16 protein-coding genes are annotated in these 18,203 nt (G+C 57.3%); 8 read left to right on the top strand and 8 right to left on the bottom strand.

The features are described 5' to 3' along the window. Positions 1-10: 10 nt before the first annotated feature. Both greB and AB3G88_RS08240 read right to left on the bottom strand, forming a co-directional pair. The gene (gene greB, locus AB3G88_RS08245) at positions 11-484 is read right to left on the bottom strand and encodes a transcription elongation factor GreB (RefSeq protein WP_053130756.1); all 474 of its coding nucleotides are present in this window, start codon (positions 482-484) and stop codon (positions 11-13) included. Between the two features lie 112 nt (positions 485-596). Further along, a complete protein-coding gene (locus tag AB3G88_RS08240; protein ID WP_099586823.1) occupies positions 597-1,583 on the bottom strand; it encodes a hypothetical protein in 987 nt (328 codons plus the stop codon). A 210-nt stretch (positions 1,584-1,793) separates the two neighbouring features. On the opposite strand from AB3G88_RS08240, the gene AB3G88_RS08235 reads away from it, so the two are divergent. Genes AB3G88_RS08235 through AB3G88_RS08225 form a run of 3 tightly spaced genes read left to right on the top strand, consistent with a single transcriptional unit; the run spans position 1,794 to position 5,203 of the window. Continuing rightward, positions 1,794-2,720, top strand: a complete 927-nt coding sequence (locus tag AB3G88_RS08235; RefSeq protein ID WP_480453660.1) for an ATP-binding cassette domain-containing protein — start codon at positions 1,794-1,796, stop codon at positions 2,718-2,720. Next, positions 2,717-3,442, top strand: a complete 726-nt coding sequence (locus tag AB3G88_RS08230; RefSeq protein ID WP_480453659.1) for a heme exporter protein CcmB — start codon at positions 2,717-2,719, stop codon at positions 3,440-3,442. The genes AB3G88_RS08235 and AB3G88_RS08230 overlap by 4 nt, the downstream gene beginning before the upstream one ends. 15 nt (positions 3,443-3,457) lie before the next feature. Further along, on the top strand, positions 3,458-5,203 hold the full coding sequence (locus AB3G88_RS08225; protein WP_480453657.1) for a Gldg family protein: 1,746 nt from the start codon (positions 3,458-3,460) through the stop codon (positions 5,201-5,203). 4 nt (positions 5,204-5,207) lie between these two features. On the opposite strand, the gene AB3G88_RS08220 is transcribed toward AB3G88_RS08225, so the two are convergent. The 3 genes from AB3G88_RS08220 to AB3G88_RS08210 form a co-directional block, all read right to left on the bottom strand. Then, positions 5,208-5,516, bottom strand: coding sequence for a hypothetical protein (locus tag AB3G88_RS08220; protein ID WP_099586827.1), 309 nt, complete (start codon positions 5,514-5,516; stop codon positions 5,208-5,210). Between the two features lie 260 nt (positions 5,517-5,776). Then, complete coding sequence (locus AB3G88_RS08215) at positions 5,777-6,211, bottom strand: DoxX family protein (protein WP_099586828.1); 435 nt, start codon at positions 6,209-6,211, stop codon at positions 5,777-5,779. 102 nt (positions 6,212-6,313) lie between these two features. Next, positions 6,314-7,735: an MltF family protein gene (locus tag AB3G88_RS08210; RefSeq protein WP_480453656.1), complete on the bottom strand. Its 1,422-nt coding sequence runs from the start codon at positions 7,733-7,735 to the stop codon at positions 6,314-6,316. A 236-nt stretch (positions 7,736-7,971) separates the two neighbouring features. Between AB3G88_RS08210 and AB3G88_RS08205 the strand changes: the two genes are divergently transcribed. From AB3G88_RS08205 to AB3G88_RS08185, 5 genes are all read left to right on the top strand, one after another. After that, positions 7,972-8,778, top strand: a complete 807-nt coding sequence (locus tag AB3G88_RS08205; protein WP_099586830.1) for a TatD family hydrolase — start codon at positions 7,972-7,974, stop codon at positions 8,776-8,778. A gap of 96 nt (positions 8,779-8,874) precedes the next feature. Continuing rightward, a complete protein-coding gene (locus tag AB3G88_RS08200; protein ID WP_480453655.1) occupies positions 8,875-10,356 on the top strand; it encodes a methyl-accepting chemotaxis protein in 1,482 nt (493 codons plus the stop codon). A 198-nt stretch (positions 10,357-10,554) separates the two neighbouring features. Then, positions 10,555-15,270 carry an RHS repeat-associated core domain-containing protein gene (locus AB3G88_RS08195; RefSeq protein ID WP_480453653.1) on the top strand — a complete coding sequence of 1,572 codons (4,716 nt, stop codon included), beginning with the start codon at positions 10,555-10,557 and terminating at the stop codon, positions 15,268-15,270. Beyond that, positions 15,267-15,683, top strand: a complete 417-nt coding sequence (locus tag AB3G88_RS08190) for an Imm50 family immunity protein (RefSeq protein ID WP_480453652.1) — start codon at positions 15,267-15,269, stop codon at positions 15,681-15,683. Before AB3G88_RS08195 ends, AB3G88_RS08190 begins: the two co-directional genes overlap by 4 nt. A gap of 150 nt (positions 15,684-15,833) precedes the next feature. Continuing rightward, the gene (locus AB3G88_RS08185; RefSeq protein WP_112194215.1) at positions 15,834-16,196 is read left to right on the top strand and encodes an Mpo1-like protein; all 363 of its coding nucleotides are present in this window, start codon (positions 15,834-15,836) and stop codon (positions 16,194-16,196) included. 3 nt (positions 16,197-16,199) lie between these two features. On the opposite strand, the gene AB3G88_RS08180 is transcribed toward AB3G88_RS08185, so the two are convergent. From AB3G88_RS08180 to AB3G88_RS08170, 3 genes are all read right to left on the bottom strand, one after another. Continuing rightward, positions 16,200-16,997, bottom strand: a complete 798-nt coding sequence (locus tag AB3G88_RS08180) for an acyl-CoA thioesterase (protein WP_480453650.1) — start codon at positions 16,995-16,997, stop codon at positions 16,200-16,202. Between the two features lie 90 nt (positions 16,998-17,087). After that, entirely contained in the window at positions 17,088-17,849 is a 762-nt protein-coding gene (locus AB3G88_RS08175; protein ID WP_112194211.1) for a CHAD domain-containing protein, read from the bottom strand. A gap of 45 nt (positions 17,850-17,894) precedes the next feature. Then, positions 17,895-18,173, bottom strand: a complete 279-nt coding sequence (locus AB3G88_RS08170) for a hypothetical protein (protein WP_032888964.1) — start codon at positions 18,171-18,173, stop codon at positions 17,895-17,897. Between the last annotated feature and the right edge of the window lie 30 nt (positions 18,174-18,203).

Genomic DNA, 18,203 nt, shown 5'->3' with positions numbered 1-18,203 from the left:
CCATCATTGCCTACTTCACATATTCAATTGCAGTGATCCACCAACACACTTCACCACCTGGCGTCTGCACGATGGCCTCATCGTCGACTTCCTTGCGCAACAAGGCACGAGCCATCGGTGAGTCAATGGATATGTAATCCATCCGATCGTAAATCTCGTCATAGCCAACGATGCGAAAACGCTTGGTCTCGCCCTGCTCGTTTTCAATATCCACCCACGCGCCAAAAAAGACCTTCCCTTCCTGCTCGGGCATGTACTCCACCACGCGCATGTCTTCCAGGCGCTTGCGCAAGTAGCGCACACGTCGGTCGATTTCGCGCAGCAGCTTCTTGTTGTACTGGTAGTCGGCATTCTCGCTGCGATCCCCCAGAGAGGCGGCCCACGTCACCTTGCGCGTGGTATCCGGGCGCTTCTCGCGCCATAGATAATCCAGCTCTTTCTTCAGCGCTTCATGACCTTCTTTGGTAATCAGCTTGGTACTCAAACGCTTGCATCCCCAGGCAATGTCCACAGGTGCCGATAGACCAGGCAATCACGTCCGGCTTCGGTTGGCTGGCACTGATAATAAATGAACCCGGGAAAGTAGCCAGGCCAGTCTAACCATCCATGGCCTGATCCAGTTCAAGCAGCATACCGCGCAAACTCTGGCGCAAGCCTGACACTTGCGAGGTCATCACCTTCAGGGCTTCGGTCCGCTGGCTGACAGCCAACGACTGGTCATGCAGTTGAGTGATGCGCTGTTCCAATTCCCGGCCCCTTTCATCCAGCTGACGTTGCTCTTGCTGCAATCGGGCCTGCCACTGATCAAGCGCCGTTTCCCGTTCGATGGCAGCAAGTTTTTGTTGGGTCAGTTCCTGAGCGACGCGAGCAAGGTTGGTCAGCGTACTGTCCACTTCGAACAAAGTACTCTGGGACAGTGGAGCCAGATGCTTCGGCTGCTCCGGGACGTCTGGCACATTCGGGACAACAGGCTCTGCCGGCACCATGGTCATGGGCATCTCGACGGGGGCCTGTCGCGGCTCTTCCACCGTAGGCTCATGAATCGGCAGCCGGGGAGGCTCAACCGGATTTACACCCCTGGTAGGCGCGCTCATTTTCGATGAGAAGCGAATGGAGGGCACGATTAATGAAGCGCTTTCGATTGCCGGCATCACCGGGGCAGACATACCCAGAGTAATGACTTTCATCACCAACGCCTTCTTGATGATCACCGAGTGATGTTCCTCGGGCCTGGCGGGTGGCAGCTTGCAGCCTTTCAAATCGACGAAATGGTAAGGCACCTGGGTTTCGGTAACAGCACCCGCCTTGGCCCCCGATGCCGCTGATATGAGAATCTGCTTGAACACATGCATTGCCACTTGCAGGTCTTCCTTGGATTCAACACCGCCCAAAAAATACCGATCAAGTTTTTTGCGCAAGGCCGCGATATACACCCTGGAACTCGCCGGTTCCACCTCTTCATCCAGGCTATAAACAAGGAAGTTGGAGGCAATCTGACCTACAGCAAACCCACAGAGCAATGCACCGTTGACCGGAGCATCCTGACCGTCGCGTTCAAGAACAAGGGTACGTAGAAGCATCATGGTAATCAGGCCTCATTACAAAATTCGGAAAGTCTCTATAACCTTCAGATAAACCCTCGACATCAAAGGCTCAAAAAGCACAAAACAATTGTTCCAGCGATTTACTCGGCACGCACGTAGGACTTTCCTTATTAAGGCTGATCGACGTTCCCAAAAACAGCTATTACTCGTACCCTTTTTCAACCCCACTTATAAGTCGCATTAAAATAAATGATAGAAATAATCAACCTGACAAAACATTCAAACAAGAAAAAAATAATCAGCGATTTCTCATTTAGCGCAAACAAACAGGAATGTCTGGGACTGTTCGGGAAAGATCCTACAGTTAAAACCGCACTACTCGATTTGATTTCGGGTTCGAGCGCACCGTCCAGCGGACATATACTTATTCAAAACCTCAACACTAAAGCCCATCCACTTAAAACAAAAAAAATCATTGGTTACCAACGCCAGAGGTGCCTCAGTCATCCTACGATGTCGGTTAAAGAGTTCCTCGACTATATGGCCACCCTTCGCGGACTCCGTGGCAATGAAAAACGCGCACGGGTAGAACAAGTCGCTACACAACTGGAATTATTGCCAGTACTCAACGCCTCCCTTGATGTTCTTTCTACCGGTTTAAAGCGCAAAGTCGCAATTGCCCAGGCCATCCTGCATGCACCGGCCTTGCTATTGCTGGATGAACCCACCGAGGGATTAACGCCTGACCAGAAACAAAAATTCAGGGTGCTCATACAGTCATTGACGCAAGACATGACGGTGATCGTTGCGTCCCGCCATTGCGATGAATTGTCCGAGTTCTGTACGCGCGCGCTGGTTATCGCAGGCGATCGCTTGGTAACCGATACCCCCATGCCGGATTTACAAAGCGACTCCCGCCATTTCCAAGCCGTGACCCTGGCTTCAGACATGCCCTTGGACTTGCTCGCCCTCGCTGTGCTGCCTGGGGTCGCGGGCATCGAGGAGCATCGGCATGCCCCTGGCACAGTGACCATCCTGGCCATGCCAGGACATACCATCTACCCGCACATCAACACGCTCATTGCCAATCGCCGCTGGAAAATCAACTCACTGAATCTAGAGCCTGGTCGCATAAGCGATGTGGTTCACCATCTGAGCCGAGAGGCCTCTCTTTGAAACTGCTGCCCGCCATTTTCAAGCGTCAGTTCGCTCACTACGCCAGCGCACCCGGCACCTACGTGAGTGTCGCCATCTTTTCAGTAACGTCCGTGACATTGGGGTTGCACATGAGCCCGTGGCCGGCACAAGACAACAGCCACTTGCAGATTTTCTTCCAGTTACACCCCTGGCTCTATTTGTTATTGATCCCCCTACTGGCGGCGCAACTCTGGTCGGACGAGTCCAACTCAGGATTTCTCGACCTGATGAAAACATTGCCGATCACAACATTTGAATGGGTCGTCGGAAAGTTCCTGGCCGCCTGGGTCGTGGTAGGCATAGCCCTGATATTGACATTCCCCCTCGTCATCATTACCAACTACTTGGGCAAGGCAGACAACAGCGTTATTGCCTCACAATTTGTGTCGAGCTGGCTGTTGGCAGGGAGTTATTTATCGGTCGGTTGTTTCATGTTCACACTAGTACGTCAGCGCACCGCCCTGTTCATACTGACAGTGGCCTTGCTGCTCGTCGTCAGCGGCCTTTCTTATTTACTCGATGCACTTGAGCATCAGGCCCCGATCTGGGCGGTAGACAGCCTGGTCTCGCTCAACCCTTTTTCAAGGTACAGCGCGATCGACAATGGAAAACTCGCGCTTCGCGACACGCTTTACTTCATCAGCACAATCCTGACCTTTCTAGCAGCGACGACAGTAACCCTCAACTACAAGCACAGCTGAGAAGGAAAGCCCTCCATGCGACCTACTCTGCGCACCGGCATGACTCTTATTGTCATTTTGTTATTATTTTTGGCGTTCAACTTAGTGTGGGTCGCAAAGCTTCCTGATATCCGCTGGGATTTATCACGAGAGAAAACCCACACCCTGTCTCCTCAAGCCCAACAATTACTCGCATCATTGGAAAGTCCCCTGGACGTGTATTACTTCAATGCCCACAACGACCCGAAACGAAGCTACGCCTTGAAACGCTATGGCAAGCGCATCGAGGACGTATTGCTGGAGTACGAAAAAGCAGCGAAGGGCATGATCAACCTACACCTTATTGATCCCAAACCTTTTTCAGAAGATGCCTACAAAGCCAAGCTGTTCGGTCTCGACGACACTGCGGGCTTCCTGGGGCTGATCGGCACTCGCGCCGGGCACGGAGCGCAACGCATCGAATCGTTCAGCCTTGACCGGGAGCCATTGCTCGAATACGAAATCAGCCATCTGATCCATAAACTGCAACACCCAGAGCGAGCCGTCATAGGGCTGGTGCCAGGGTTGGAGATAGGGGCGTCAGCTGGCCGCTTGCTGAAGGAACTGCAGCGACACTTCAACCTGGTCAATCTGGGCGCAAGCGCCGAGCGCATACCGGAGCAGGTCAAAACGCTCATGGTCGTGCATCCACGGGCACTGCCTGAGCGGTCACTGTATGAGATTGAACAATTTGTATTGAAGGGCGGTAGATTAATGATGTTTATCGATACCCTCAGCGAGCAACACTCGAACACGCGTGCGCCCCATAACCGGCTGACTGAGTTGCTTGCGGCTTGGGGTATACAGATGCAGGAGGACAAGTTTCTAGTCGACAACCGCTATGCCGCATCAATCACATCAGCACCCGGTCAGCCAGCAACGCCGCACCCAGGCGGTTTGGATCTGCCTCCCCAGGCAATGAATGCACACGACATCAGCAGCCGCAAAGTGAACAACGTAGCGGTATCGAGTAGCGGCGCCCTCACGCGTCGCCAAAAAGCGCGCACCACCTTCACCCCTCTCCTGCAAAGCTCTGGCCAATCTGTGTTGGTGGAAACCCACCGATTTGCCTCTCCAAACGAGTTCGACTCAATGGCCGATGAGGCGTCCACTCAAGCGCAACGCCATGTGATTGCCGCTCGCATAGAGGGTCCGGCTTATTCCGTATTCCCAGACAGCCTCGAAGGGCAGCCAGCAGGTGTGCAAAAAGCGGCGCTCATCCATGTGGTAGTGGTTGCCGACACTGACTTGCTGACAGATCAAGTCAACAGCACGGCACCCCACGGCAACACCCTGTTTGTGTTGAATACACTGGATAACTTGTCCGCAAGCGATGCGCTGCTCAATATCCGCCCACGCGCGGTGGCGAACAGGTCACCGAACATGCTCGAACGAATGCGTGACGACGCTGCACACACATACAGTGAGAAGGCGAGTGAGTTGGAGCGGCGCCTGCTACGTACTGAGCAGGAATGGAAAAGGCTGAGCCCAGAGCCCACCAACCTCAGTTCCCAGGCAGTAGACAGCACCGCCCAACTGCTTGCACTCAACAAAGAGCGCCTGCGCTTACCCATGGAATTGCATGCCTTGAAGGCCGAGGCATACGCACGTGTGCACTTCCTGGAGTTCGCTATGAAACTGGTGGTGACGTTGGCGGTGCCGCTGACGCTGTGTCTGATTGCCTGGGTGGTGTTTCTAGGTAACCGACGACGTCGCTTGCGAGCGGACGCCGTACGTCACTGAGGCTCTAACGCCTGGCAATCAGCCCCTGACGGGCAATGCGGGTCAACTCTCGGATGACCTCCTGCGCGTTGCTGGCGCTGGGCGCCTGAATAACCGCCAGGTCGAAGCTGTTATTTGCAAAGCGGGCCAGGGAATCGCCGTCTTCGACAAACTGGATCAGGAACGCCGAAGGCCGCCCGGTGCGACGTGGCCAGCCGTCCAGATAACGTAGCAACGTCGGCTGGTGCTTGCCGCCCAAGAGGATTTTTGGATTGCGTTGAGTGAGGTCCGCAGTGATCGGAGCCAGGCGTATCAGGGGGCGTAGTGCATTCATCGTGTCGTGTCTCTGCCTCAAAAGTCTGCGGGCAGGTGAGAGGCAACACCGAACCAGCGCTTTAGCGGTATTTCGAAGCTGTCTCCTCAGGGGAAAACAGGCTTCTGTCGGGCTGCATTGAGTCCCAGTGGCGCCCCGCAATTAGCTGTTTAAATCGGCGCATGGACAGCATCCTAGAGAAGCCGAAGGGCCGATGTCAAGAATCCAGAGCAATGAAAAGGCCCGCACATGGCGGGCCTCTTCGGGGTGCTGCAGAGCGGTCAGTTAGCGATGGCGCGGTCGGCAGACAGTTTGCCCGCACCTTCCAGCAGCACCGCCAGGGAACCGCCCAACAAGGCCAGTGCGAACTCATAACCGTTGTTGGCCATGAACAGGCCGTTGTGGATGTGTACCGAGAAGATCGCCACCAGCGACAGAATGGTCAGGCCCAATGCCGCCGGGCGCACCAGCAAACCGATGATCAGCGCCAGGCCGGCGAAGAACTCGGTTCCGCCCGACAGCAGCGCCATCAGGGTACCCGGTGCCAGGCCGATGCTTTCCATCCATTGCGCAGTGCCCGCCAAGCCATAGCCGCCAAACCAACCGAAGAGTTTTTGCGAACCGTGGGCGGCAAAGATGATGCCGACGACAATGCGCAGGACGGTCAGACCGTAGCCGGCACGGGTGGACAGCAGGCTTTTAATCATTGGGCTCATGGGGTAAATCCTTTTCGAAGTAAGTTGGGTTGGCCGCTATATTAATCAGTTTAAGCAATGATAAAAGCCGAAAAAATGCCTAATTGATATCGATAAAATAGATTATTTGCGTGAGACAATCTTCGCCGCTGGCGGCTCCAGGGACTCCCGCTCCCGATCAAACGCCAAGTAGTACTTGTTCACGCTATTAACATAGCTGACGCCGCCCATCCCTACCTGCTCCATGGCAATGCGCTCCACCTGGAAGAACCATTGGTTGGGATTCAGTCCCCGGCGCTTGGCCTCGGTGCGCATCCCTTGCACCCGCTCCGGCCCCATGTTGTAGGCCGCCAGTACAAAGGCCATGCGTTCGCGCTCGTTGAGCTTGGGGCTGGAAAAGAACTTGCGCCGGATCAACGCCAGGTAACGCGCGCCTGCCTGCACATTACTGTCGAGATTTTCGATGTTGCTGACGCCCACCCGTTGCGCCGCGGAGGGTGTGATCTGCATCAGCCCGGTAGGGCCGCCGCTGTTGCGCGCCCCAGGGTCGAGGGCAGATTCCTTGAAGGCCAGTGCGGCCAGGTTCAGCCAGTCCATGCCCTGTTCACGGGCGTGTTTTTGCAGCACAGGGCGTAGTTTTTCCAGGCGCTGACGGTCTGCGCGGGCCAGCGGATTACGCACTTGGTAGAGGCGTCTATAGATACGCTGGAATGCCACGTCCTGATCTGATGGCGTGCGATAGGTCTTGAGAAATCGATCAATACTGGCCCGCAGCATCGAAGCATCCTGGCGCACAAACCAGTATTCATCGCCGGGCTCGCTGATGACGACTTGTTTGTCGAAGCGCAACTTGGGCAGGATCTTCGACCAGCGTTCGGCAATCGGTTTCTCGACGATAGTGAGATGAAAAATCCCCGCCTGGACCATTTCCAGTACGTCTTCCACCGCCAGGGTCGGGTCCACCCATTCCACCTTGACCGGTGGCTGCTTGTGCAGGGCCAGCTTCTGATTGACCTGGCTAATGGCGTCCGCCGCCGCACTGCCGGTGGTCAGGGCCAGGGTTCGCCCAGACAATTGCTCCAACTTGGTAAACCGTCGCTCCCCCTTAACACCCACCAGCCACAACGGAACATCGCTGGCAATCGGGTCACTGGTGCTGACTTTATGAGCCGCCTTCACATCCAGTAATTCGCCAGGCGCCACCAGATCGCCTTCGCCACGGGCCAGCGCGCCGAGCAACTGGTCCTTGGCCTTGGGGATAATCTTGAGGTTGATTTCCTGGCCATCCCGGGCGTGACCATTGAGGTATTGTTCAAAGGCGCGCAGGCGGTGGTATTCGACACCGATAGCCTGGCCCTGCACTTCGCCTGAGCTGTTGCGGCTCTGGTTGACCAATACCCGCAGGGTGCGGCTGGAACGAATCTGCGCCAGGTCACGAACCTTGCCGGGTTTGGTCACTTCCAGCGGCCCGTCCAGACGCGCAACCGCTGCCATGGGCAGCAGTAACGTCAGGCACAACATAAGCAACGCCGAGGGTCGGATCATCCGCTCTCCGGAAAGAATACTGGCCAACGCGCTCGCGAAAAACGACGCGGTGGGGGTCAGAAACAGAGCGCTTTATGCGCAGGCTTTGCGCGCAACGGTGGCACAGTGCAAGGCGTTCAGCCAACCACCATGTCACTTGCGACGTTCAAAGACAGCTATAACTCGTTGTAGTTCTTCGTTTTTCTTATAAATCTACAGCTCTGATATGCTTTCCGGCCGCAGGCGGAGATAGCACCATGCAACTCATTGATATCGGCGTCAACCTGACCAACTCCAGTTTCGACGGCAAGCACCAGGCCGTTCTCGACCGCGCCTACGCCGCCGGCGTGCAACAACTGGTACTCACCGGCACCAGCGTGGACGGCAGCGAACAGGCCCTGGAGCTGTGCGTCAAACTCGACGAAAGCGGCCAACGCCTGTTCAGTACCGCAGGTATCCACCCCCACTCCGCCAGCGACTGGAACGGCGACAGCGCCCAGCGTTTGCGCGGTTTGCTCGGTGAGTCCCGGGTACGTGCCGTGGGCGAATGCGGCCTGGATTTCAATCGGGATTTCTCACCGCGCCCACAACAGGAAAAAGTCCTGGAAGAACACTTGGCCCTGGCCGTCGAACTAAAGCTTCCGGTGTTTCTCCATGAGCGTGACGCCAACCAACGCCTGCTGGAGATCCTCAAGGACTACCGCGACCACCTGACCGCCGCCGTGGTGCATTGTTTTACCGGCGAACAGGCGGCGCTGTTCAGCTACCTCGACCTCGATTTGCACATTGGCATCACCGGCTGGATCTGCGACGAACGCCGTGGGACACACCTGCACCCGCTCGTCAGGGAAATTCCCCGAGGCCGTCTGATGCTGGAAAGCGATGCGCCTTACCTGCTGCCCCGCACCCTACGCCCCAAACCGAAAAATGGTCGTAACGAGCCGGCCTACCTGACAGAAGTCCTGCGCGAAGTTGCCCTGCACCGCAATGAAAGCGCGCAAGACCTGGCCGAACACAGCACTGCCTGTTCCCGCGCTTTTTTTGGGTTGCCGACCGTGGATTGATGCGGCGCATTGACCCATGTCAAAACCGGCTTTCTGAATAGCGGCACAATAATGGCACCTTGCCAATGCTGTTTCCGCTATCAGAGAAAACCTTCCATGGGTGCCTGGCTTAGCAATATCTCGCTGAAGTACAAATTCTGGGCCGTCAACGCGGTTGCCTTCATCACCACCCTCCTGCTGGTGCTGTACGCCGTGCAGCTCGAACAACAGGCGCGCATCACCGCGTCCCAAGCGTCGGCGCAGGCCCAGGGGCGATTGCTGGGTGCCTGGCCAACCGATCAGCCACTGCCGAAGGACGCGCACTGGCTGACGTTTGCGCGAGGCCAAGTCCCACAGCTCGGCGATCTGGATCTGTCAGCCCTGAGCACCACCACCGGTTGGGTCGAACTCAATCACATGCCGCTGTTTGGCGAGAATCCATTGATGGGCGCCGAAGTCATCGCCCGCCCGGACGGGCAATATATTGGCGTGCTTGCCTATGCACCAAGCTTGAGCCAGGTGTTCGGCGAACGCTTCGTCAATTACGCCGTGGCGGTGGCAATCTTGATGCTCGCGATGCTGGGCGCTTCGCAGTTGCTGATCCGCTTCCTGCTCAGTCAGCTCAACACGCTCAAGGACGTCATGCTGCACGTGGAAAAAACCGGCGATCTATCGGCCCGCGTCCCCCTGGCCTGCAAAGATGAAGTCGGCCAGATGGCCAGCGCGTTCAATGCCATGCAGGCTGGCTACCAACGCGTGGTCAGCACCGTGGCGCGCACTGCCCGGCAACTCGACGAAGGCGCCGCGCGCCTGGCCAGCAGCATGAACGAGGTGCAACACGGCATGCTCGGCCAGCAAAGCGAGACCGACCAGGCCGCCACCGCCATCAACGAAATGACGGCCACCGTCTATCACATCGCCCAACATGCCGGCGCCACCCGGGACTTATCCCAGACCGCCGACACCCTCGCCGGCAGCGGCCAGGAAGTAGTGACGCGGGTAAGACACTCAATTGCCGGGCTGTCCAGCGGTGTGCAACAAACTGCCGAAATGATCCAGAAGCTCGCCGAAGACAGCCAGAAAATCAACGGCGTGGTCAGCGTGATCCACAGCATCGCCGAACAGACCAACCTGCTCGCCCTCAACGCCGCCATCGAAGCCGCCCGGGCCGGAGAAATGGGCCGCGGCTTTGCCGTGGTCGCCGACGAAGTGCGCAACCTGGCCAAACGCGTGCAAAGCTCCACCGACGAAATCACCCGCATGGTCTCAGCGCTACAAGCGGGCACCCGCGACGCGGTGGACTTTATGCAGGAAAGCTCGTTCAAGGCAGACGACTGCGTGCAACAAGCCCAAGAGGCCGGCGCGGCACTCGCCGAAATCACCAGCGCCGTGGCGCAAATGCGCGAGAGCAACACCCAGATTGCCGTCGCCGCCGAGCAACAAAGCCACGTGGCCGAAGAGATGAACCGCGCGGTGGTGAGCATTCGCGATGTGACCGAAAACACCGTACAGCAGACCGTGGATTCGGCCACGACCAGCAATGAGCTGGCGACGCTGGCCGGGGAGTTGAGCAAAGCGATTGGGCAACTGAAGCTGTAGGACTTCCCTACCTGTAATCCGACTCCTACGCTAGCCCCACCATTTACCCGAAATTTTGGCGAAACCTCCTAGCCATGCTGGCGAATAACGCCGACTTCTTTATCTGACGAACCTCTCCAAAGTCTCTCGCCTGATGATTCAGTGCGAGGGACCGCCGATGTACTTCTCAATGACCGCCCTGCCACATAGGGCTGCCTCTTGATTCCCGTCATCGCCAGCTTCGTCCTGGCCCCCATGGATCCCAAGGCGCCGGATAGTGAGCGCGTCTTCGGTGATTTTCGCGATTGCCTGAACACCTTTGATGCCTGGGCCGAAAGCTTCTGGAGCGGTTCGGCACTGGAGGTGGAACAGGTCTTCAAGGTGGGAGACGAGGTAGAGCTGGTCACGCCGGTTTCGTCCAAGACACCCAGTAAAACCGTCGCCATGTGCAGTGCCCAGGGCTCGCTGACCCTGGTGCATATGTTCGAAAGCACCCGCTTTGTACCTATCGGCAATACGCCAGTGATGCTCCAAGCCATTGCGGCGGATGGCAGCCCGATGGGCGCGCCGCTGCATCGGACCATCGGCCCCAGCGGCATCCTCGAAATCACCGAGTGTGATCGCAATCAGCCCTACCAAATCACCTTCGACCCCACTGTTTCCGAGGATCACGTCAAGGCGCTGTATGCGTCTTATCAGTCGGTGATTGCGGGGCTAGAGGGTCGGCTGCGGGAAGAGTGGACGGCGACTTTCCAACCCCAATGGAAGGACTTTGCCAGCGCCAGCTCTTTGCAACGCAGCGCGATGCAGGGCGTGGCGTTTTCCAGCGGGATGGCCAAGGCGCTCTACAACCTGTGGGACAACATTTCCCAGCTGTACGACCTGCTGGCGGATCTCAAGGCCAACAGCCAGAAGTTGTTGGCATACCTCTCCCAGGCTGAGCTTGATGAACTGCTGAAGCTGGGTAGCGACGCGATTGCCAAGGGTTTGTTGGTGCTTAGCGATGAGCCGCTGTTGTTCATTTATGTCTCGGCGATCGTCAGTTGGATACGCCTGCTGCCACCGCCGGAGATGTATGAATTACTGGGCGAGATCACCGGTGAAGTGCTGATCAACCTGCTGCTGATGTGGGCGACGGCCGGGACGGGTGTGACGCTACGCCTGGGTGCGCAGACGCTGAGCGCCATCAAATCCAAACGGGCGCGGGCGTTGTTGGAGTTGCTGGCCGATCACCTCGTGGGGCCGAAGTTGGACGCGCACTCGGAGGCGCTCAAGCCTTTGCTCTTGGGCAGTGCAGCGACGCCGATCAAGGCAGTGCCGGCTGCGCCGTTGAAGGCTGGGGAGAATCTGGTTTCAAACGCGGTGCCGGCGGTTCGCGGCAAGACACAGCGGACGGTGTTGGTTCGCCAGGAACATGTCGACGACGCGCCTGCCGTGGCGACGAATCCGAAGGGGGATGCTGCTGCGGCTTCGGATAAGACCGTGACCAACGGCTGCCCGGTGTCGATGGTCACCGGCGAAGAATTACTTACGCTGACTGACGGTGTTTTAGACGGGATTTTGCCGTTTGAGTGGACACGGTTGTATCGCACCAGTGCGGTGGAAATGGATGTCGGGCTGGGGTTTGGCTGGAGTCATTCGCTGGCGCATCGGCTTGTCGTGTCAGGTAATTCGGTGGTCTGGATCGACCATGAAAACCGCTCGACTGAGTTTCCACTGCCGACAGTTGCTCGACCTGCAATCACCAATAGCCTGGCCGAAGCGGCGATCTACTTGGGCTCGGAGCCGGATGAGTTGGTGCTGACGCAGGCGTCGCGGTTTTATCACTTTCGCGATGGGGTGCTGGTTTCGATCAGTGATGCGTATGACAACCGGCTGCGGATTAGTCGGGACGTTTTAGGACGCATTGAGCGGCTGGATAACGGTGCCGGGTGTGCGCTGTTTTTACGCTATGAGTCGGGCCGCATTGTGGCGGTGGACTACCAGGTTCAGCGGGCCAAGGGACATGCGCCTTACGTCTGGATCACAGAGCACAGCGTTGTTTCCTACGCCTATGACGACATGGGCCGACTGGTCTCAGCGACCAATGCCGTCGGTGAAAGCGAGGTTTATCGCTACGACGATCAGCACGTGATTCTTGAACGTGGGTTGGCCGGTGGGGCGAGTTTCTTTTGGGCGTGGGAACGGTCTGGCAAGGCGGCGCGATGTGTCCGGCATTGGGCCAGTTTTTCACAGATGGATACGCGGTATGTGTGGGGGGATGACGGCAGCGTTGTGGTGCACAACGCCGATGGCAGCCAGGAAGTGTATGTCCACGATGACCGCGCACGGCTGGTGCAGCGCATTGATCCGGACGGTGCCGAGCATTTCAAATCCTACGATGACAAGGGTCGGCTGACGGTTGAGCAGGACCCGCTGGGCGCGGTGACGGCGTATCAGTACGACGAGGCCGGACGCCTGGTTGCGTTGTTTCCGGGGGACGATGAGCCGACGTCCTACGAGCATGACAACGGCTTCGTACGGGTTGTAAGGCGAGGCTCAGCGGTTTGGAAGTACGAGCGCAACGATCAGGGCGACGTGACGCGTAGGACCGATCCCGACGGTCACATCACCGACTACAGCTACAACAAATACGGGCAACTGATTGGGGTGTGGTACCCCGATCACAGTTGCCAGCGGCTGGTATGGAATGAACGCGGCCAGTTGCTTGAAGAGCAACTGCCCAATGGTGGCATCCAGCGCTATCGCTACGACGACCTGGGACGCCAGATTGCCCGTGAGGATGAACAAGGCGCGCTGACCCAATACCAGTGGGATGCGGTCGGTCGGCTGACTCGCCTCGTACTGCCCGGCGGCGCAACGCGGGAATATAGCTACAACCCCTACGGAAAAATCACCGCCGAACGCGATGAACGGGGCCACGTCACCCGCTACGAATACGCGGACGGCCTGCACCTGATCAGCCGCCGCATCAATGCCGACGGCAGCCAGGTCAAGTACCGCTACGACAACGTGCGGTTGCTGCTGACCGAGATTGAAAACGAAGTTGGCGAGACCTATCGGCTGGCTTACCACGCCAACGGTCTGATCCAGCAGGAAATCGGGTTTGATGGCCAGCGCACGGCCTACGCGTATGACCTCAATGGCAACCTGCAGGAAAAAACTGAACACGGCGATGATGGCAGTCAGCTAGTGACTCGTTACGAGCGCGACCACGCCGGCCGTCTCGTACGAAAAACCCTGCCAAACGGCAACAAAGTCGATTACGCCTACGACCGCCAAGGCAATCTCCTCAGCGTCGACGACGGTCACTGGGCGCTGGCCTACGAATATGACGTCCAGAACCGCCTCACCGCCGAACACCAAGGCTGGGGCACCTTGCGTTACGGCTATGACGGCTGTGGCCAGCTTCAACACCTGCGCCTGCCGGACAACAACCGTGTGGCGTTCAACCATGCCAAAGGCGGGCATCTCGCCACGGTAGAACTCAACGGTAAAACCCTTACCTCGCACCTGTTCAAAGCCGGTCAAGAACACCAGCGCCAACAAGGCCAACTGCTCAGCCACTACCACTACGACGACCAGCACCGCCTGCACTCCCACGCGATCACTCAACAACACGACCACTTCTACCAACGCCACTACGACTACGACAAATCCGGCAACCTCACCCGCCTCAACGACACCCGCAAAGGCGAACACCACTACCACTACGACCCGCTCAACCGCCTGACCCGAGCCGACCACTCCCAAGACCTGCAAGAACGCTTCGGCCACAACCCGGCGGGCAACCTGCTCATGCAAGACCGCCCCGGCCCCGACATCGTCGCCGGCAACCGCCTGATGATCCAGGGCGACCGGCATTACGACTACGACGCCTTCGGCAACCTGATCGGCGAACGCAGAGGCAAAGGTCACCAACTGGTCACCCAGTACCGCTACGACTGCCAGCACCGCCTGATTGCCGTCACACAACCCAACGGGCAAACCGCCAGCTACCGCTACGATCCGTTTGGACGGCGTATCAGTAAAACCGTAGACGGCATCACCACGGAGTTTTTCTGGCAAGGCGACAAGCTGATTGCCGAGCACCATGCAGATCGCCACCGCAGCTACCTTTACGAACCCGACAGCTTTCGACCCTTGGTGCTGCTGGAGGGCTTTGACCCAACCGAAACCCAGCCCTACCACTACCAACTCGACCACCTCGGCACGCCACAGGAACTCACCGACCCAGACGGCGAAATCGTCTGGTCAGCGCACTACCGCGCCTACGGCCAGATCAGTCGTCTCGACAAAAGCAAAATCGACAATCCGCTGCGGTTTCAAGGGCAGTACTTCGATGCGGAAAGCGGGCTGCACTACAACCGTCATCGCTACTACAATCCGGATGTTGGTCGTTACCTGACGCCGGACCCGGTGAAGTTGGCGGGCGGGATTAACGCGTACCAGTACGTGCCCAATCCTACGGGGTGGGTGGATCCGCTGGGACTGAATGCCAGCTGCACTGGCGTAGTAAAGAAAAATCCAACCTGCGCGATACCTGCTGAACCTGACGCACCTGATGTATCTCGTAAAGGAGCATTCCGCGCAGCAAAAAGGGACGCCAACATACCGATGTCGCAACAACCTGACGTATTTACCAACGCGCGTTCTGGCGTAAAAAAGCAATACAAAATCGTGAAAATGTCGGATATAAATGAAAAAGCAATTTTAGATAGCTCGGGAAAACCAATTCAGACAAGGGTCTACCAATATACGAGAGCCGATGGCTCCAAAGTATTAATACAAGACCATTCAGCGGGGCATAATTTCGGCGCGCAAGACGGAGCAGGCGATCAAGGCTCTCATTTCAACCTACGCCCATTTGATACACCGCGGACCGGCAAAGTCCCGGGAACAAAAGACCACTACACATTTAAGGATAAAAAATGAAACATTGGAATGATCTTGAAGGAACCATATTTTTTAATAAATTGTTCAGTCAACCAATTGAAATTCGCGAAATTTATATACACTCGCTGACGATAGAAAACGACCAACCCTCTCTCGGCATTGGCTTTGACATACCAGACTTTCCAGATTCCTTACCTCCAAAATTGCAGGACAAAGGATATAACACATGCAGAATTGGACTGACCTGTCACGGAATAAGTAACCTGCAGATAATCAATCTTCCTCTCCGAGAAATTTTCATTGCAAAAATTACGCGAGAAAATGAGCACTATCTTTTCAACGCAAAATCAGAAAATGCCTCTATTGAATTCAAAGCAAAATGGTTGTCTATGGATGGGCCGTCAGTTTATATAAATTGTCCCGAACCAGGAGATCATAGCTGGTCAGCTTAAGTTATCTAGAATGGATTTTTTTTTTGGGGGGGGGTTAAATGTTTTAGATAAGAGAAACTATGAGCTCTATAGCCAGCCCCAATTCGCCCACCCGCCCACCCCCGCCTAAACTCCATCCAAGTTATTTCAACGGACAGAGGACTCACCATCATGGGCAAACGGCACCCCAATCTCCCCGCCTGGCAATGGCGTAACTACCCGCAGAATCACCAGCACCCCACCAACTTGGCCTTGCACCTGATCGCCGTGCCACTGTTTATCGTCGGGTTTCTGTTGATCGTTTCCGGGGTGTTCAGCCTGAGCCTGGCCAGTTTCGCTATTGGCGTGGTGGGCATCCTGGCCGGCCTGGGTTTGCAGCGTCATGGTCATAGTCTGGAAGCCCAGGCCAGCGAGCCTTTCAGTGATCGCAACGATGCAGTGCAACGCCTGGTGGTCGAGCAGTTCGTGACCTTTCCGCGCTTTGTGTTGAGCGGTGGTTGGTGGCGCGCCTGGCGGCAGCGCCATCGGCACTGATGCTTAAGCGAACACTACAACGGTCTGGCGGCTGATCGCGATCAACGCGCCGGAGGGGCTCCACAGCGCTGCGGCAGCGTGGCCGTAGCCGTCGCGGGCGTGTTCGATGTTGACGTAGTACTGGCACCAATCGAGGGTTGTCAGATCCTGCAATGGTTGGATGAACTCGATGGTCCAGGTCAGGGTGCTGCCCGGAGCCGGTTTGTTCAGGTGTGGGAGCAAGGCCGGTGGCCAGGCGTCGACCAGGGCGAGGATATGCGCTTCGGTCAGCGGCTCTTCTTTCACATCCCCACGCAAGCGAACCCAGCCGCCCATGTCGCGAGACTTATTGCCGGTAAATGGCAGGCCGCCGACGCTCCAGCGCATTGCCAGGTGCCGCATGAATTCAGGCGTGACGCCCTTGATATAGGGCAACTCCTGGCACTCGTCCCAGTGTTTGAACGCTGGCGGTGCTTCGCTTGCCACATCAATGACTGATTCACGGGAAGCGCCGAAGCTGGCCTGTACCAGCGTCGCCACTTCACCGTTCTGCATGACCCGGCCGAGCAATTGGCTGACCGCCTTGCCTTCGCGCAACACTTCGACTTGATAGCTGGCAGGGACGTCGGGCGCCACCGGGCCAACGAAGGTGATTGCCAACGAGCGCAACGGTCGATCCGCAGGCACCTGGGCGCGCAGGGCTTCGTATTGCAAAGCGGCAACCAGGCCGCCAAACGTCGCGCGACCTTGTGCCCATTCAGCAGGAATGGTGACATCCAGCGGGTGGCTACGGGCAGCGTCGAGCAAGTCACTAAAGCGCATGGCAACCTCAGGTCAAAGGAAACAGATGAGGGATCTTAACCATCGTGGGGGTGAGGTACAGCGCCTATTCCGGCCAAAAGCCGGACCGATTCAGAAGCAATCGGAGCTGAGCTTATCCAGCACCCGATCCGCCTGCCCCTCGGCTTTGGCCATGGTTTTGTGCCATACCGCCACACAAGGTTGCAGATCGGCCTGGTGTTCAGCCTGGGCCAGCCACTGCCAGCAGTCGTGCCAATCGCCCAGGGCACCTTGGGCTTTCTTCAGGCGCGACATGGCGTTGGCGGGCAACTTGTCCAATTCGGGATAGGCCTCGGCGGCATAACGCACGCGCTTGATCAACAGCCGCAGACGGTGGCGATCATGGCCAGGATCCTTGAGGGCTTCACCGAGGGTATGCCATTGCTTGGCCAGGCGCTTCTCGATCCGCGAGCGCACGCCCTTGAGCAATTTCTGATGCTGGGAGGCGCGAATAAAGCGTGGGAAGGCATCCAGAATCTGCAGCAAGTGCGCCAACTCCGGACTTTGCGCTACCTGGCGATAAGCATCGGGCTGCAGGCGCAGACGCCGATCCGCCGCGTCGTGATGACCATGCTGGTGCAGATAGGCGGCCAGCACCTCACGATCACGCAGTGGGGTGGTCAATTGGCCGACACTGCTGGCGGCCAGCTCAAGCTGTTCGACGCCCGGCAACCCGCGCAAGGGCCGCAACAGACTACGCAGGCGCCGCACCGTGGTGCGCAAGTCATGCAGCGCTTCGTCGTCGGTGACGGCAGCGAGGCGAGCCTGGCAGCTCAGTAACCCTACTTCCAGGCCAATGACCTGAGCGACTAACTGATCGACCAACGCTGACATCCTGCCCTCACTTCTTGATGAAAAATCCTACTTTCTGCCGACGGCTCAACGCCCGGCGCGCGACTCACGAATATAGAACCGTGCCTTTTCAGCCTTGTTGGAGCAGCCTTCAAACGCTTCAAACTGCTGCTGAGTCTTGGCACCGGTCAACAGGGACAACGCCTTGGAATAGCTGACGGTACCGGCGAAGCCTTCGGCCTTGGCCAGGTCGAGCTCTTTCCAGGCAGCGTCCAATTGCGCACCGCAACTGTCGCGGTAAGCGGTTTTGCCGGCACAACCGGCCAGGGCCAACAGAATCACAGGCACACACATCCAGGCTTTCATCGATGACACCTCAAAATAAAGAAAAACAGT

The sequence above is a fragment of the Pseudomonas arvensis genome, assembly GCF_056688935.1.
The sequence above is the reverse complement of the archived record's forward strand: the minus strand, read 5'-3'. Positions and strand labels throughout refer to the sequence as shown.

Coding starts and splice junctions, on each gene's coding strand:
- AB3G88_RS08240 (WP_099586823.1), bottom strand. CDS start 1,583: ATGATGCTTCTACGTACCCTTGTTCTTGAACGCGACGGTCAGGATGCT.
- AB3G88_RS08235 (WP_480453660.1), top strand. CDS start 1,794: ATGATAGAAATAATCAACCTGACAAAACATTCAAACAAGAAAAAAATA.
- AB3G88_RS08225 (WP_480453657.1), top strand. CDS start 3,458: ATGCGACCTACTCTGCGCACCGGCATGACTCTTATTGTCATTTTGTTA.
- AB3G88_RS08220 (WP_099586827.1), bottom strand. CDS start 5,516: ATGAATGCACTACGCCCCCTGATACGCCTGGCTCCGATCACTGCGGAC.
- AB3G88_RS08215 (WP_099586828.1), bottom strand. CDS start 6,211: ATGAGCCCAATGATTAAAAGCCTGCTGTCCACCCGTGCCGGCTACGGT.
- AB3G88_RS08210 (WP_480453656.1), bottom strand. CDS start 7,735: ATGATCCGACCCTCGGCGTTGCTTATGTTGTGCCTGACGTTACTGCTG.
- AB3G88_RS08205 (WP_099586830.1), top strand. CDS start 7,972: ATGCAACTCATTGATATCGGCGTCAACCTGACCAACTCCAGTTTCGAC.
- AB3G88_RS08200 (WP_480453655.1), top strand. CDS start 8,875: ATGGGTGCCTGGCTTAGCAATATCTCGCTGAAGTACAAATTCTGGGCC.
- AB3G88_RS08190 (WP_480453652.1), top strand. CDS start 15,267: ATGAAACATTGGAATGATCTTGAAGGAACCATATTTTTTAATAAATTG.
- AB3G88_RS08185 (WP_112194215.1), top strand. CDS start 15,834: ATGGGCAAACGGCACCCCAATCTCCCCGCCTGGCAATGGCGTAACTAC.
- AB3G88_RS08180 (WP_480453650.1), bottom strand. CDS start 16,997: ATGCGCTTTAGTGACTTGCTCGACGCTGCCCGTAGCCACCCGCTGGAT.
- AB3G88_RS08175 (WP_112194211.1), bottom strand. CDS start 17,849: ATGTCAGCGTTGGTCGATCAGTTAGTCGCTCAGGTCATTGGCCTGGAA.
- AB3G88_RS08170 (WP_032888964.1), bottom strand. CDS start 18,173: ATGAAAGCCTGGATGTGTGTGCCTGTGATTCTGTTGGCCCTGGCCGGT.